The sequence below is a fragment of the Paenibacillus thermotolerans genome, assembly GCF_028745515.1.
GTDB classification, from domain to species: Bacteria; Bacillota; Bacilli; order Paenibacillales; family YIM-B00363; genus Paenibacillus_AE; species Paenibacillus_AE thermotolerans.
Genome location: NZ_JAQZSG010000061.1, coordinates 1 through 15,965 on the forward strand (window position 1 = coordinate 1; position 15,965 = coordinate 15,965).

Here is a 15,965-nt window from a genome sequence, read left to right on the forward strand (position 1 = left end):
CATTCTTATCTAGCATTTTCTGTCCACTTTAGTTTAGCAGTTACACCTCTACGGATTTAAACAATTCATTTAAAGATTAACACCGCGGACCTTGGAGAAGCAGGGGGGATTTGTTTGAAGTGGGTTAGAGATGATTTCACCGTTAGCGATGATCCTAAACTGTTGGATACGGATATTATATTTGAACTGCTTTCAACAACTTATTGGGCTTCAAACAGAACAAAAGACGTAATTCAAATGAGTATAGCCAGTTCGATTCCATTTGTTCTATATCATCAAATTACCGACAATGTTACCGGCAGCAACTACCAGAAAGGAACGCAAGTAACCATCGTTGTTCAAACCCCTGACAAAGATCAGGCTGCTCAATATTTTGATGCATTGAAACAGGGTGGTCAAGTCAACGAGCCGCTGCAAAAAAGTCCCGCTTACGGCAATGTAACGGATAAATTCGGCGTCACGTTCCGGATTCTCACCAAATGACATCAATAATCCGTTAACGGATAAAATAGCTTGAAAATATCGCGCAAATACAGCAAAGTTGCTAATGTTTGATGCGTACATGGTTATTGAACTGACGGGTGCTTAAGCATCCGTTTTTTTTTCTACCGTTGACCAATTGACTTACATTGAAGTATGTTGCGATGGACACCGAGATTTTGAACGAATAATCGTACAAAAGGGTACCCGCAACGACTGGGCGCCGGCATTTTGAACGAAATATCGTACAAAACGGCACTTACAGGCAGCATCATCCTGAAATTTTGAATGGAAAATCGTACAAAGTGGGACTGACAGCTATAGCGTACCGCGATTTTGAACGAAGAATCGTATAGAGCGGTGAAAGCAACGCAGGATCATGAAGCATTCGTATGTGAATTGGTCAGTCGTAGTTTTTTTTTGGCTGAACACGCGAGCAGTTTAGTCGCTGTGTGTAAAGAATAGCTCTAAAATGTTTCGTACATATTATAAAATTTTTGCCNGTTTTTTTTTGGCTGAACACGCGAGCAGTTTAGTCGCTGTGTGTAAAGAATAGCTCTAAAATGTTTCGTACATATTATAAAATTTTTGCCATTATTATAATTGCAATATTCTTATCACAAAGCTGACGATTCCATTTCTTTGGTGTAAGGGGAGATTTCCTATGGAAAGTGTGAACAGAATGGATAATGCAATCATCGCGCAACATGCGCTTGCACAGTACGATATAAACGTTGCATCGGTATCGCCGATAGCTCAAAGCGGTGCCGCGGTTTTTAAAATTAAAGATAATCACGGGTTGTTATACAGCTTGCGTGTTCACGTACCAAAAAGCAGTACGCTTGAAAAGATCTGGACACGCCGAGACGTGCTGGATTCTGAGTTGATATGGCTGGATGCTCTTAATCGTGATACCAGTCTTACTCTCCCTGTGCCAAAACGCAATCAGCAAGGGACGTATGTCACGCAAGTGGACGAAACTTATTGCACGATGCTTAATTGGGTGGTAGGCGAGCAAAAACAATACTTTACCAGCGAGCAAGAGTTGAAATCCACGGCTGAAATGACCGCAGCATTGCACCGTCAGGCCAGTAAGTGGCAGTCCCCCTCATCTTTTGTCCGTCCAACGTATAATAGTGCACGCGTACGAACCGCTTTGGACATGCTCAAACAGCGGGTAGGCGAGGGATTATTAGATGCTCATGATGTTCAGATACTTAATGTCGCTGGGGAAAAAGCGATAGCTCTGCTCGACACACTCCCTAAAAATAATATGACTTGGGGCGTATTGCACAATGATTTATTTCCGAACAATATCGTTTATGTAGATGGAGTTGCAAATCCAATAGACTTTGGCGCGAGTGGATACGGTTTTTTTCTCAATGATTTGGCCTGCACATTTTGTTTTATTCACCCCCAAGCCAGGCAACAATATATCGATTGGTATGGAGAACACTTTCCGTTACCCAATGATTATGTGACTCAATTAGAAGGATTGTTTATAGCTTCACGGCTAACATCGATGATTCACTCTCTCGGTTTGCCCGACGCGAACAGCTGGCTGCCTACGGATGTGCAAAAGTCTGCATCTCGTGAATTTGGCAGGTATGCAATTGGGGAACATTTTTTATTCACAGGTACACCATTTTGGGAATGAAGACAGCACGGCGATGAGCCGATCCATCGCTTACTTGTATAATCTGTGTTACCATTAATTGAAATACTTCCCAAAGTGGTGAGGCAGATCGTGAAGTTCGTCTTATTATTTGGTCCGCAGGCAGTGGGGAAAATGACGGTGGGGCATGAACTGGAGAGGATAACCGATTTAAAGCTGTTCCACAACCATATGACGATTGAATTGCTGGCACCTTATTTTGGCTTCAGTCGTGAAATGTGGGGATTAGTGAATAAATTTCGTCAGGACATATTTGAAGCTGCCGCCGCCAGCGATATGTACGGAATGATATTCACTTTTGTATGGGCATTCGATTTACAGGACGATTGGGATTACGTCGATAAAGTTTGTAAAATATTTGAGGACAAGGGTGCGGAAATCTATTTTGTTGAGCTTGAAGCCGACCTGAAGGAAAGAATAGCGCGCAATAAGACTCCTCATAGACTTGAGCATAAACCATCAAAGAGAGATTTCGTGCGCTCCGAACAGAATCTTATAAAGACAATGGAGCAGCATCGATTGAACTCTATAGAGGGAGAAATCAAAAAAGAAAATTATATTAGAATAAACAACACGGAAGTAACCGCTCGGGAAGTTGCCGAAATCATTAAGAACAGATTTGCTTTATAACGGTTTTTTGTTGCCGGGGAACATTGGCTGGCTAACGGGTACAAGAGCTCAATAATACAACTTAACGAGGCTGCCGATGAAACAATCGGGAGCCTTGTTTCTGCTAACGGGAAGATTTATTTGATAAAGCTTCATTCTTAAGTCTGGCAGGAAACCGATGATTCCAGCTTTCATGTTATTTCGTCCCATAAAAAAGGAAATGCTGTCCCATCTAATTTGGGGGATCACTCAAGCGTTTCGTGTAGCTCCCGTCTTCAAGGTGTGCTTGATTCTTCTTTGCTTTAATGCACATTGTTCCATGGGTAGGGGCATATTTTATCGGATCGATGCTTTCGATGGACATTATGTACCGGATTCGGACACCGCTAACTGAAAGGCTGCGGCAGTGATTGAACTACTCAATCGAGTGCTATTAATTTCATTACAAATCCCTATGTTATTTCTCAAAGGGAAAGCACAAAAGCTTTGGCTAGACCTCATATATTCCCAGACAGAAGATCAACGAAAAGCAGCATACATTGACGAACTGTTAACAGGCCGTAATGAGCAAATTATTTCACTTGATGAACCGACAGCCGCTCTAGACCCAAAGGCCTAATCGGACTACTGCGCCGCTTTCTCGAAATGGCAGAGTAAAACATCTTTCCTTGTTTCGCACCGTCTAGGGCTCGCCACGAATCGGATTCCTTGTCCCGGCATAGGACGGGATTCGAATAAATACATGTAATATTAAGAAGCGGATCCGAAACGGGGCGAACGGAATGACTCACAGCAGAGCATTCTCGGGGACGGGGGACGCACACACGAGGGCGACGTTCCAAGCGTTGGCAGATGCGATCATCCCGCCCATGTTGGAAACGAATTACGTGGGAGGGGCCGAAATCATTCCCGGTGCTCCGCAGTTCGATACAGATCGATACCTCATTAAGCAGTTGGATCATTCGCAATTCGTTCCTGTCGGTGCAGAAGGAACCGTCCCACCGCTTTCGGTTGCGACGGCGAGATTGCTAGATATCGGAGCGGAACGGCTCGTTCTGCAAGATGGGACACAACGCCAGATTTACCCTAGTGTTTTCCCCGGCGGCGGCTTGTTCTCCACGCTTTCGCGTATAGACCGATTATTTGCCCTCCATCTCCTGGACCGGCTCGACTTCCCGCTTTCCGAAGCTCCTCCTCCTTTTACCGATCATCCCGCCCTTATTCGTATCATCGTAAACTCGTTGTATCAATTAACGCTGTTCGGATACTACTCGGAGTGGTTCGGGTACGGGACGACACGGTTAAATGCACCGCAAGATCGGAGGATACAATATTTCCCTCCGGGGTGGCGGTTTGTCGAATATCCGGGACCTTCCTTCGGGTATCGCGGTTATCGCGGGTTCGTATTGAAGTATCCGAGACGTAAAGGAGAGGATTCTAATGGGTGAGCCGGATGTCATTGTCATCGGTTCGGGCGGCGGCGGAGCTGTAATCGCCAAAGAACTCGGAGAGCGTGGAAGGAGCGTCCTTGTGTTGGAGGCGGGTCCTTGGTACGGCAATGCGAAATGGCCGATACCCAATGAACACCCTGGGGCTCGCGCAAGCTCCGACGTAGAGGATTTGAATATCGCTTTATTCAAGGAACAGTTTAACAAGCTTGAGGGCGATATGAACGAGTTAATCACGGGCAAGTTCCGTTGGGGACCTGCCGCCCGGAGTCGGGCGCCATGGTTCCGGAACCTAACGCAGAACGGATTCGTTTGGCAAGCAGCCGGTGTCGGCGGAACGACGCAGGTGTATCTAGCGAACTCTCCCCGTGCATTTCCCGCGTCGGTCGACGGCGCTTGGCCGATACCCTATCGCCAATTGATTCCTTATTACGAGAAGGTAGAGGCCACATTGCCCGTCGAATTCGCGCCGACGACCGCAAAGGAAGAATTGTTTTACTACGGTGCGCGTAAAGCCGGATGGCAGCTCATTCCAACGTTGGATGTTACGGTGCCCGGGTATCGTCCGCAGCCAAACGCCATATTGCCACCGAATCCGAACATTACGAACCCGAACGTTTCGTTGGAGCAATTGTCTTGGATGACCGGTTGCACGCTTGCCGGGCATTGTATTAACGGATGTCCGCATGGGACGACGGTGGACAAGGTCGCGAAGCGATCGACCCTTGTCAGCTATATCCCTCTGGCATTACGCACCGGTTGCGTATCCATCAGGCCTAATACGTTTGTCGTACGGATCTTGACTGAAACACATTCGACGGAAGGCTTGCGCGCGGTCGGCGTACTTGTGCGGGACACGTGGACGGGTGAGACGGAAGAGATCCGGGCCGGCGTCGTGGTGATGGCCGCCGGAGCGATCGAAAGCCCGCGTCTGTGGTTAAATTCGGATTTGCCGAGAAATCCGTGGGTCGGGAGGGGCTAACGAATCATTACATGGATTGGGTCACAGGGATGTTTGAGGAACACGACCTGAATTCGATATTGGGGTGCTCGGAAATCAACCCCTTCGTGGGCCAGACTTCAGGAGCAAGATTGGACTATCCCGGACTCGGCGCCTTGTTTGTTACGGGTTTAAGTCCAGGACTTTTCTCAACAATGAGTTATGGGATCACCCAGGCGGGTTATAGCTTTCCCATGATTCATTCTGATTCGCCTTGGGACAGTCGGGGTCGCGTTTCGGGACCGGAACTGCAACATTGGATGGAGAATTACCGAAGGACCTTAAGCATCTGCATACTTACGGACGATGAGGTCGTCCATCGCAACGGAGTGACGGTCGATCCGAAGAATAGAGACGAGCATGGGCCTGTTCCGATTGTCACTTACATACCAGGGCCGCAAGCCGTTCGAAACCGCGAAGCATTGGTGCGAATCGCCGTTAATATCATTCGAAAAGCGGGTGCCAAGAAGGTGCATCGGACGGATTGGCCCGCCTCCCTGTTGATCCACATGGAAAGCACAATGCGTATGGGGTACGTCGTCGACGACGCCTGCGAAGCTTACCAGACGAAATGCTTGTACGTCGCCGATAATAGCGTTCATTACAATTCGTTGGGGGGCACGAACCCGACGCTTACGACTCAAGCGCTTGCGACCCGCACAGCGGAAAAGATCGACGAAAAGTATTTCCGCTAATAAATTAATAACGGCAATGTAGTTTCGCCAAAAAAATTAAAATTTCAGTTTCTACATGGATACTCCCTGTATTTTATTGGCAATATATGTATAGAGGGGGGTTACCATGACCGATAAGCAAAAACAGTTATTTGAACAATTAACCGAACAGGCATCGGATGTAGCAAACGGATGGTCTGCATATTGGAAGACGTATTCAAACATGGAAACATGGCAGTTTTGGGTTATATTGGCGATGATTTTGGTGCCTCTCGTTGCTCTTGTGTTTTTTATGAATCGAAAAAGAGCATTCCAAATTGGTTTTTTCGGATTTGCCATTCATGTAATCGCAATATATATTGATTTGTATGCAACCACACACAGGATGTGGGAATATCCATATAAAATCGCAGCCTTCCCGCCTTTCAGCTTTAATTTGGATGCAGCATTAATCCCGGTGGCATATATGTTTGTTTACCAATTCACCTTAAAAAGCAAATGGAAATACTATTTATACCTAACTTTAATATCGGTTGCTTTTGCATTCTTGTTCAAACCATTGTTGTCATGGTCAGGATTGTTCCAGTTACTTGAGTCCAGTTACTTCCAGTTGTTTATTCTTTATCTTGTTGGCGGTTTACTTGGGAAGTGGATTGCAGATCTCTTTGGGGTTGCTCAAAGGCATTCGACATAAAATTTTTAGGCAGCACAGCATCAAAGGATTCAATGCTTTCAGTCCATATGTTTGTTCCTGGCAGCCTCACTTTGTCCAAGCAAAATCTATAACAGAGCACAGCGATGGAACCGATCCATCGCTGTTTCATTTCAACTGACAATCGCTCAAGCGGAAGAGCTAGCTGTCTTATGCAGCTTTCGCTTCTTCAGTTTGTGCAAATTGGGTAGAACGATACCGCTAATAACAAGAATTGAGCCAACTAAAGAGGAGACGGAGATTTGCTCCCGATTGAAAAGTGCACCTAGTCCCATCGCAATAATCGGCGAGATATAAAGCCAGGTAGACGGGAAGAAGGCATTGGTCGCTTTCAGCAGCCATGCATAAAGGCTATGGCCAAGCATTGATCCGATTAGTATCAAGTAAAGTAGCGAACCGGTCGATTGCCAAGAGAAGAGCAAGCTGATGGGAGCCTGCTCCATGCATGCAGAAAGCAGCAGGAGGATGATGCCGCCATACAGCATTTGTGCACCGTTAATCGCGATCGGGGAGAGTTCATGCATCGTTAGAACAGCTTTGCGGGTTAATACGCTCCCTGCTGCATAGCCAAGCTCGCCAAGCAGAACTAACAGACAGCTCCCGATCCACAACAGGTCCCAGCCGATAACCAGCTTAGGCAAAAGCAATAGGCAAACGCCTGCAAATCCGATCAAACAGCCGATCAGTTCGATATGTTTCGGGAGTTTGCCGAGCAGGAGGCTTTGGATAAAGAGTATCATCATTGGGCCCGTTGCCGATAAAATCGCAGCAATGCCGGAATCGATATGCTGCTCGGCCCAATATAACGTTGCAAAGGCGAGAAACGTGCTTCCGCTCCCGATGAACAAAAGCTCTTTCTTCCATAAAAAGGCGAGCGATATTTTTCTGTTCATCCGCATCCAAATTAAGATCAATATACCGGCGACCGTAAAGCGTAAGCCTGCAGCCATGAATGGCGGAATTCCGGACTCTACGCCAATCTTGATTGCGAGAAATGTTGTTCCGAAAATCAAACACATCACGACATAATTGAATATAACCATTACACCCACTCCTTTTTTTGTATACTATAAAGGGAAGGTGATAGAACAGTTTAATAATGAGTAGAACAGATCATAGGGGTGCGGGTTATGAAGTCAGGGAGTCAAGCCGTGTACGAGGCTATTATAGAGGGAATCAAACAAGGAGAATGGAAACAGAGGGATAGGCTTCCTTCCGTACGGAGTATGGCCGAGCGTATGCAAGTCCATCGTCTGACCGTATTGAAGGCTTACCGGCAGTTGGCGGATGAGCGGGTAATCCATGCCAAGTATAAATCGGGGTACTATGTGGGGCCGACTGCTGTGTCAGATTCACCTGACGTCGGCACAGATGAACGAAGATGGGACTATCAGGCTAAACCGATGTATATTAATCGTAACCGTTTATCCGAGATTCATCGCATTCCGGTTGAATATCAGATGTCCGAAGCGCTGATCGACCCGCTGCTGCTGCCGAACGTATTTTTGTCCAACTATGTGAAGCAGGTATTCGATCTGTACCCGAAGGTATTAAGTACGTATTCCACGGTGATGGGCGATGTTGAATTAAGAGAAGCGATGTCGGCGTACTATCAGCAGAAGCAGGGCATTATTGTCTCTACAGAGGAATTGATGGTTACGACGGGTTCGCAGCAAGCCATCGATTTGGTGTCGCGCGCGTTAGTGAAGCCTGGGGATAAAGTATTGATCGAGCGGCCCACATATAGTCCGGCTATCGATGCTTTCTTACAGCAGAATATCGAGTTGCTCGGGGTTCGGATTACGCCGGACGGCTATAATCTCGAGGAAATCGAAGCGTTGATGCGACTGGAAAGACCGCGTCTGTTCTATATGAATCCGACATATCAGAATCCAACCGGCTACACCGTTCCCGTACATCAGCGCAAGCAATTGATTGAGCTCGCGGAGCGCTACCAATGCATTCTGGTAGAGGATGATGTGTACCATGACATTTACTTCGGCAGTCCGCCGCCACCGCCGCTGTTCTATTACGACACGGAAGGGTATGTCGTCTATATTCGAAGCTTCAGTAAGTATGTGGCTCCTGGGCTGCGAATCTCGATATTGGCGGCTAGACCGTCGTTGATGGCGAGTCTAGTTCCAGTAAAGGCGCTTTCGGATAACGGGACGCCATTGTTGAACCAGAAGATTTTTCAGCATTATTTCTTTTCCAATCGTTTGCAGGAGCATGTCGCTAAGCTGCGTACAGCGTTAGATCTCAGGAGGGAAAGGATGGAGCGCCTCATCGTCCCGAAAAACTGGCATTTTGAATCCCCGCAAGGCGGGCTCAACCTCTGGATTCAAGTGCCGCAGGAAATCTCAGTGCAGCAGCTGCTTCAGCGATGCATTGAGCAATCCGTCGCATTCGTTCCGGGTCAGATCTGCGATCCGTTAGGCCAAATGAATGATTGGCTGCGGCTAAGTTATTCTTATCTGAACGAAGCGAATCTTGAGATTGGCGTAAAACGGCTGCTGGCCATAGCTGATGAGTTGAGTAGTAGTTCTTGTCGCGAACAAAAGATTTGACAGATTAATGTAACCGAAGAAGGAGCAAGTAAAAGTAACATGATCAATAAAATCGGCAACAAAATTGGAGAAGGCGGCCGTTCGGAAGTATTTGAATGGGATGACGAGAGCAAGATCATCAAATTAGCAAAGCCTAACACGATCGGGGAGGCTATCGTCTGATTATCAAAGTTATGTTCAGAGGGGAACGTTTCTTACATGGAGACGACAAACAATTGTATAACATATTATGAGTTTGGTGCGCCTCAACAAGTTCTAAGGGTGGAGAGTAAAAAAATCGCAAGCCCGGGGCCTGGAGAAGTTCTTGTACGTATGCTAGCCCGTCCCATCAACCCATCCGATCTAATACCGATCACTGGGGTCTATTCGCATCGTATTACGTTACCGGCTATTCCTGGGTACGAAGGAGTAGGTGTTGTAGAAGCTGTTGGACCTTCCGTTTCTCAGAATCTTATTGGGAACCGTGTTTTGCCTTTACGGGGAGAAGGTACTTGGCAACAATATGTTAAAACATCAGCAGATTTAGCAGTTTGCATTCCTGATTCTGTTCATGATGATATTGCCGCCCAATTATACATAAACCCGTTAACGGCTTGGCTTTCATGTACTGAAGTATTGAGATTAAGTCCGAACGATGTTTTATTAGTAAATGCATGCGGGTCCTCTATAGGTCGCATATTTGCCCAATTATCCAAGATTATTGGGTTTCGCCTGATTGCCGTGACGAGAAATAACACTCACACCAAAGAATTGCTTCATCTTGGCGCTTCGTATGTAATCAATACAGAAGAAGCCCAATTACATGAAACCGTTAGAGAACTGACGAATGGGATGGGTGCTAATGCAGCCATTGATTCCGTTGGAGGTGAATCCGGTACGGATTTAGCTTTTTGCGTACGTCCCGGCGGCACGTTCTTGACCATAGGACTACTATCCGGAACCTCTGTCCATTGGGCAGATCTTACACATAAGGCAAAAGTCAACGTTAAGATGTTTCACCTGAGGCATTGGAATCAACAAGTATCTATACAAGCTTGGAAAGAATCATTTAACCGGCTGATATCATTCATCATTGACGGGAGATTAAGACTCATGATGCCCGCCGATCAGTATAATCTTATAGATGTACATGAAGCGATTCGTGCAGCTCAATCGCCGGAGAGGAAGAAAGGAAAAATTTTATTAACAAATTAGGTGCTCTCCTAGAAAATTAGCAGGGCTTTTTTTTCTACGACTGACCAATTGGTTGAACGATATATCGTACAAAACGGCACTTACGCGCAACAGCATCCTGAAATTTTAAATGGAAAATCGTACAAAGTGGGACCGACAGCTATGGCTTACCGCAATTTTGAACGAAGAATCGCATAAAGCGGTGAAAGCAACTCTGTATGTGAATTGGTCAGTCGTAGTTTTTTTTGTTCACATTAAAGGAGCTTGAACACTGGTGGGGAATATTTACATTTACTATATTTGACAGGAGAGCTTACATGAGCAGTTCACCTATAGTTATTAAAGATAGCCACCGGATGATCGTTTTTACCGTAATGGATTACATAGAGGAACACCTGAGCGAGAAATTAACGCTACATAAATTATCGGAGCTGGTCTCCTATTCTCCATTTCATTTCCACCGTTTATTTAAAGCCGTTACGGACGAAAGCCTCAACGATTACGTAAAGCGGACCCGATTGGAGCATGCTATGAAAAAAATAGCGCTCAACCCGAATCGGAGCTTGTCGGAGATTTCGGATGAATGCGGTTTTTCTTCCATTGCTGACTTTTCCCGTTCTTTTAAAAACTATTTTGGTATAAACGCTTCCCAGTTCAAAGAATCAACGACCGATAAAAATCGCAAGATTTGTGAAATGGACCGCAAGATTACGGAAAGATATTTTAATACAACCTATTACAATAGAACATATCCGGATAGCACGACGCGCGTTGAGACAATTCGGTCTTTAAAAGTTTCGGTAAAACAGCTTCCTGCACACCGCGTAATCTACGATAGGTGCTTGGGAAGTATCGATCCTTACTCCGATCAAGAAAGAATCATGCAGGCGTTCGATAAAGTGTCCGCATGGACGCGGACAAGACAGAATCAGGTTTTTCAATCTTTCCAGATCGGCATTCCGTATCAGCTCCCTTTCGAGAGCCGGAATTTGATCGGATGGCGCTATGATGCTTGCCGAACGATTCCCTCAAATATCGGTAACGATTTGGGAATAAACAGCCGATGGCTTGCAGGAGGGACCTATGCCGTCATACAGCTGGAGAATGATCCGAAGGTGCGCACATTCATTTTGGATATATTTCTCCATGACTGGCTGCCCTCCACCGGTTATGTCGTAGATGGGAGGCCTTTTTTAGAGTTATTTTCTGTATCGGATGTAAGAAATGCAGTGTATAAGGATTTATGTATACCGATAACGGAACTTCATTAAAAGGAGTAATACTATGAACATTCATATCGGGTCTCTTGATCGGTTAAGACTGGTTGGGATTACGGCTGACGTGTCGAACGAGAATTATCTCGGTACGGCTGTTTCCAAGCTGATTAAAGATTTCATGAAACGGCTGGAGGAAATTCCCTCCCGCAAAAACGACAACGTATATATTCTCTCCTTGTTTTCGGACGATTATATGCCTGGAAAAGCGTTTACCCTTTTTGCTTGTGTCGAGACGGATCTGGATGACCTGCCGGAGGGAATGTCCGTTCGAACGATTCCGGCGCACCAGTATGCGGTCACCGCGCATACAGGTTCCGCACGTACGATCGGTACCTCGATTGATCAATTGCTGAAGCAGTGGCTGCCCAAATCCGACTATGTTGAAGCGTCGCCGTTTTATATTCAACGGTACGATATCGGGTTTAAGGAAAGCGACGATTTGCTCGCTGAAATCGAAATATGGTGTCCGGTTAAAATGCGAATGGAAAAGCAAGGGGCTGTGCCTTACGCCGTTCCTTCCCTGAATTTCGACGGAGGCCTAGTCGATATTTTGTGGGATTATCATGAGGGGGCTGTCGAATGGTTTGCGAAGCATTTCAACTGGAAAAGCCGGGAAACGTATTACTCCCACACTGAAAAAATGACGCAGCACGCCTTCGGAGTATGGTTGAATTCCTTTCTGCCCGAAAACAAACCGAACTACTTCATGGCTGATCGCGGTATAGAACCCAATATACGCTGGTGTTGGAATACGAAGGATCTCGTCGGTACCCACATGTACTTTAAAGAAAATAACATTCGGGTGTCCGAAATTTACGACGGTCCGGGCGACCGGCAATATTTCGATGTATGGTCGACTTATGAAGGTACCCGGCTGACGGTCTGCGGATGGCCGGAGCTCGAACAAGATTACGGCGCCAGGTTGTGTCCGGGGTGGATTCGAATCGGCGTAAAGGATATTCGCTCCGCCGTGGACTGGTATCAAAGATACGTAGGGATGTCTTTACTTGAGGAGCATTTTGATAAGGGGTGTGCTCTAATGGGTCTCGGAGTCGAGCATCATCCCGGCAATTCCTTATGGTGGCTTGAAACGCTGCCCTCGGATGCATACACCGGGCAGATTAACGGGCCGGCTAGACCCTGCTGTGTGTTACACGATAGTTTGGCATTTCAAAACTATCATACATTTTTACAGGAAAGCGGAGTTTCGGTTTCCGGTATTTTCGGTAATGTCGGCGGGTTTGCCCGTTTTCATTTCTTCGATCCTGACGGTAATCGGTTCAATATCCAAAAGTATTAACGCCTAAACAGCTCTTGGCCTCGTTACATACACGGGTAGATTGGATATAAAGTATGGCGAATCTACCAAATGAGCTGGAAGAGATTAATGTAGTCTCTATATTGACGGACCCGCACAGATTATCGCTGCCGATCAGTGAGGAGCTGCCATAACGGGAAGGAGTGTGAATATTTTGAGTTCTGAAAAGTCTATGGACGATGAATGGAACGGTAAATTGCCGAATGCCGCCCATTGGACCAACGAAGGGATAGTAGACACCGACTATGATATATTTCTTAGACCGAGCGGAAAATTGAATGCAGTCATGATATTTGTTGATTTTCCGAACGCTTTATCGACGGAAGCCGAAGAAGGCTACCGCGATACAAAGCCATACTTCGACTGGTTCAGCCCTGCAACGGAAAACTGGTACAGTAATTCCTCATTTGGAGCCCTACAATTAATAATAACCCCAATTCATCGGTGGTTTCATATGAGTCGCATTGACGCCGATTATGGCTTCGAGCGGGGTCTGACCTTCGATAAGCATGCGGAGTATGTTAGTGAGGCTGTAAAACTAGCTGCAGAGGAGGTTGATTTTGCTCTATACGATCTTGTATATATCGTTCCCTCCAAAAACGCAACTGCGATTACATTTTCTCCTGCATACATCGATCAAAGTAAGCAACGGATCGTGGTTAATGGTACTGCTGTGGTATATGGGGCAACAATTGGGCAAGACATGTGGCGTTGGGGTTACAAGGTGTTGGTACATGAAACTTCCCATACGTTCGGATTGCCTGACCTTTATGCTTTTGAAGCGAAAGGAACATCCCTCGACATTCATTATTACGTCGGTGGTTGGGACGTTATGGGGGACATTAGCGGTCATGCATCCGAACACTTAGGATGGCACAAATGGAAGCTTGGTTGGTTAAAAGACAATCAAGTAGATGTGATCCATAGTCGCGGTACTACAAATCATGTTCTCACGCCTATTGAGTTGCCGGACAATGAAACAAAACTTATCGTCATTCGAATCGGAGAAACCTCAGCATATGTAGTAGAGAGCAGACGGAGTTTGAATAACGATATCAACGCGTTAGATCAAGGTGTATTAATTTACATAGTCAATTCCGGAATAGAAACCGGCTATGGACCTATTCAAATCGTTAGTCCTATTCCCGGCGACTTGCCGGAAACAAGAACAAGTATGAACAATGCATGCTTCGGTAAAAAAAGCGGGAAAGTTTCAACTTTTAGCGATCCAAATCAAGGTATTGAAGTTAATGTACTGCGTCACAGCCAACAAGGTGACTATATAGAAGTTAAAAAGTGGCATTAGTCATCCCTCAATACTCATCATATGTCGACTGCGCGTGTCCCGACGGCATTTCCAAGAGGCCCAATTCGTTAAATGAACTAGGCAGCCTTTGCACTAATCCCCTTTTGTTTCCTTTTAATGGACGAGTTTTCTTATGCTTCGATCTCGGGAACTGTGGTTTTACTTTGTTCCATTTCCTATTGTTGGCTCTTTTTACGGGTTGTATTTTCATCTTGAACGTCTCCTCTTTTTATGAAGTGGGATTTGGTCTTTGCGTATTAAAAAGAAGTCTCTATGTAGGTCGATAGTTCGTGTTGTTCTCATAAGAATGGAATAAGAGCCTAATATAAGGCTCTTATTTTTAGAGTTGTCGCATAGCAAGTGCCTATTGATTTTTCTCCTTCTACATACCCTACAAACCCATAATATGCACATTCGGCTTTACCGGCATGGACATAATAAATAAAATTTGCCCTTTTTCAGAAAAGTGGTACCGGGAATCGATTGCATTTAATGGTTAATTATTAATAATAAGGTTAAAATTACACCTGAAGGAGGGATCAATGTGGGATGGATATTTTTTGTTGCAATGATATGCGCATATTCTCCTTTGATCTATAGAATTCACAAACGCCTTGATTATTTGGAAAAAGAAGTGAAACGATTAAAAGAAGAGAAAGATATGATGTGATTGAAGAAAATTTATTTCGAGATAAAAAATGCAGGAGCAATTTGATCTGGAAAGTCTGGAAAAGGAAATGTGGCCGTTAACCAATATATTATTTTTATTTGCCGGGGGCTTCATATGAATTATGAAAAAGCTGCAAATTTCATTTGGAACAACGGAAGACTTTTGGAAAGAACAATATTTGAATATTTCTTTTTTGCCGGTTCCCAAAGCCGAGTATTGGATGCACTTAAGGCATATCAGAATGAAGACGGCGGATTCGGGCACGCATTGGAACCGGACTTGCGAACGCCGGAGAGTCAACCGCTCTTTGTTGAATTTGGTCTTAGGACTTTATACGATTTGAAAATAAAAGATTTAGATTTAGCTTACAAGGTTTGCGACTACGTTTCGCGAAATGCGGATTTGGAAAAAGGGATTGCAACAATAACGGCTTCCTTACGAAGTTATCCTAGAGCCGAACATTGGAACCATCCGATGTCGGAACAAGCATCGTTTAGCAGGCTTACAAGTTTGGTCGGCCTGTTAAGTTGGCAAGGAGTAAAGCACCCTTGGCTGGATCAGGCTGCGGACGTCTGCTTGAACGATATTTCTTCGGCAACATACGAGGACTCGCATACGATATTAAATGCGTTCTGCCTTCTCGAAAGCTTGCCTCAAACGGAAGAAATAAAAATGATTTACGATAAACTCGCCGACGAGCTTTATCATGCGCGGTTCTTTTGTCTGGAGGCTCCGCCGCGAAATTACGGGCTGACGCCTTTAGAATTCGCTCCGACAGCGGACGCATACTGCAGAAAGATTTTCACGAATAAAACGATTCAGTATCATTTAGAGGTGCCGGAGGAAGACGGCGGCTGGCAAATTCAGTGGGAGCCGCCAAGTGAAATGGCAAGGTTAGAATGGAGAGCCTACAAAACATTAAAAAGTCTTATGACGATAAAATCGTATTAAGATGATCAAGGACGATAGTGAGGTTTTACTGCGCTATTTTGCGGAAAATGGCTTCTCGATGGGAGCGTCAAGAAGTTTGTGTAAGGCGGTAGGGCTATCCATCGG

16 protein-coding genes are annotated in these 15,965 nt (G+C 45.5%); 15 read left to right on the plus strand and 1 reads right to left on the minus strand.

All coding sequences use genetic code 11. The annotated features are described in order from the left end of the window. The first annotated feature begins 114 nt into the window (after positions 1-114). From PT964_RS25345 to PT964_RS25370, 7 genes are all read left to right on the plus strand, one after another. Positions 115-483, plus strand: a complete 369-nt coding sequence (locus PT964_RS25345) for a VOC family protein (RefSeq protein WP_274366156.1) — start codon at positions 115-117, stop codon at positions 481-483. Between the two features lie 661 nt (positions 484-1,144). Continuing rightward, a complete protein-coding gene (locus PT964_RS25350) occupies positions 1,145-2,137 on the plus strand; it encodes a phosphotransferase enzyme family protein (protein WP_274366157.1) in 993 nt (330 codons plus the stop codon). 90 nt (positions 2,138-2,227) lie between these two features. Further along, a complete protein-coding gene (locus PT964_RS25355; RefSeq protein WP_274366158.1) occupies positions 2,228-2,785 on the plus strand; it encodes a DEAD/DEAH box helicase family protein in 558 nt (185 codons plus the stop codon). Positions 2,786-3,546: 761 nt separating this feature from the next. After that, on the plus strand, positions 3,547-4,212 hold the full coding sequence (locus PT964_RS25360; protein WP_274366159.1) for a hypothetical protein: 666 nt from the start codon (positions 3,547-3,549) through the stop codon (positions 4,210-4,212). After that, positions 4,205-5,194 (plus strand): GMC family oxidoreductase N-terminal domain-containing protein, encoded by a 990-nt coding sequence (locus tag PT964_RS26450; RefSeq protein ID WP_337995059.1) that lies wholly within the window; start codon positions 4,205-4,207, stop codon positions 5,192-5,194. Before PT964_RS25360 ends, PT964_RS26450 begins: the two co-directional genes overlap by 8 nt. 278 nt (positions 5,195-5,472) lie before the next feature. Further along, on the plus strand, positions 5,473-5,907 hold the full coding sequence (locus PT964_RS26455) for a GMC oxidoreductase (RefSeq protein WP_337995060.1): 435 nt from the start codon (positions 5,473-5,475) through the stop codon (positions 5,905-5,907). 106 nt (positions 5,908-6,013) lie between these two features. Beyond that, a complete protein-coding gene (locus PT964_RS25370; protein WP_274366160.1) occupies positions 6,014-6,580 on the plus strand; it encodes a CBO0543 family protein in 567 nt (188 codons plus the stop codon). A 146-nt stretch (positions 6,581-6,726) separates the two neighbouring features. Here the strand turns inward: PT964_RS25370 and PT964_RS25375 are convergent, their stop codons facing one another. Further along, positions 6,727-7,641, minus strand: coding sequence for a DMT family transporter (locus tag PT964_RS25375; protein ID WP_274366161.1), 915 nt, complete (start codon positions 7,639-7,641; stop codon positions 6,727-6,729). A gap of 87 nt (positions 7,642-7,728) precedes the next feature. On the opposite strand from PT964_RS25375, the gene PT964_RS25380 reads away from it, so the two are divergent. The 8 genes from PT964_RS25380 (at position 7,729) to PT964_RS25415 (ending at position 15,860) form a co-directional block, all read left to right on the plus strand. Further along, a complete protein-coding gene (locus PT964_RS25380; protein WP_274366162.1) occupies positions 7,729-9,165 on the plus strand; it encodes an aminotransferase-like domain-containing protein in 1,437 nt (478 codons plus the stop codon). A gap of 39 nt (positions 9,166-9,204) precedes the next feature. After that, on the plus strand, positions 9,205-9,327 hold the full coding sequence (locus PT964_RS25385; protein WP_274366163.1) for a hypothetical protein: 123 nt from the start codon (positions 9,205-9,207) through the stop codon (positions 9,325-9,327). Positions 9,328-9,363: 36 nt separating this feature from the next. Next, complete coding sequence (locus PT964_RS25390) at positions 9,364-10,359, plus strand: zinc-dependent alcohol dehydrogenase family protein (RefSeq protein ID WP_274366164.1); 996 nt, start codon at positions 9,364-9,366, stop codon at positions 10,357-10,359. Between the two features lie 296 nt (positions 10,360-10,655). Next, positions 10,656-11,609, plus strand: coding sequence for a helix-turn-helix domain-containing protein (locus PT964_RS25395; protein WP_274366165.1), 954 nt, complete (start codon positions 10,656-10,658; stop codon positions 11,607-11,609). Between the two features lie 13 nt (positions 11,610-11,622). Beyond that, positions 11,623-12,915 (plus strand): GyrI-like domain-containing protein, encoded by a 1,293-nt coding sequence (locus PT964_RS25400; protein WP_274366166.1) that lies wholly within the window; start codon positions 11,623-11,625, stop codon positions 12,913-12,915. A gap of 172 nt (positions 12,916-13,087) precedes the next feature. Beyond that, positions 13,088-14,239: a M6 family metalloprotease domain-containing protein gene (locus tag PT964_RS25405; RefSeq protein WP_274366167.1), complete on the plus strand. Its 1,152-nt coding sequence runs from the start codon at positions 13,088-13,090 to the stop codon at positions 14,237-14,239. 544 nt (positions 14,240-14,783) lie between these two features. Continuing rightward, entirely contained in the window at positions 14,784-14,909 is a 126-nt protein-coding gene (locus PT964_RS25410) for a hypothetical protein (protein ID WP_274366168.1), read from the plus strand. A 114-nt stretch (positions 14,910-15,023) separates the two neighbouring features. Beyond that, positions 15,024-15,860, plus strand: a complete 837-nt coding sequence (locus PT964_RS25415) for a hypothetical protein (RefSeq protein WP_274366169.1) — start codon at positions 15,024-15,026, stop codon at positions 15,858-15,860. Positions 15,861-15,965: the final 105 nt, after the last annotated feature.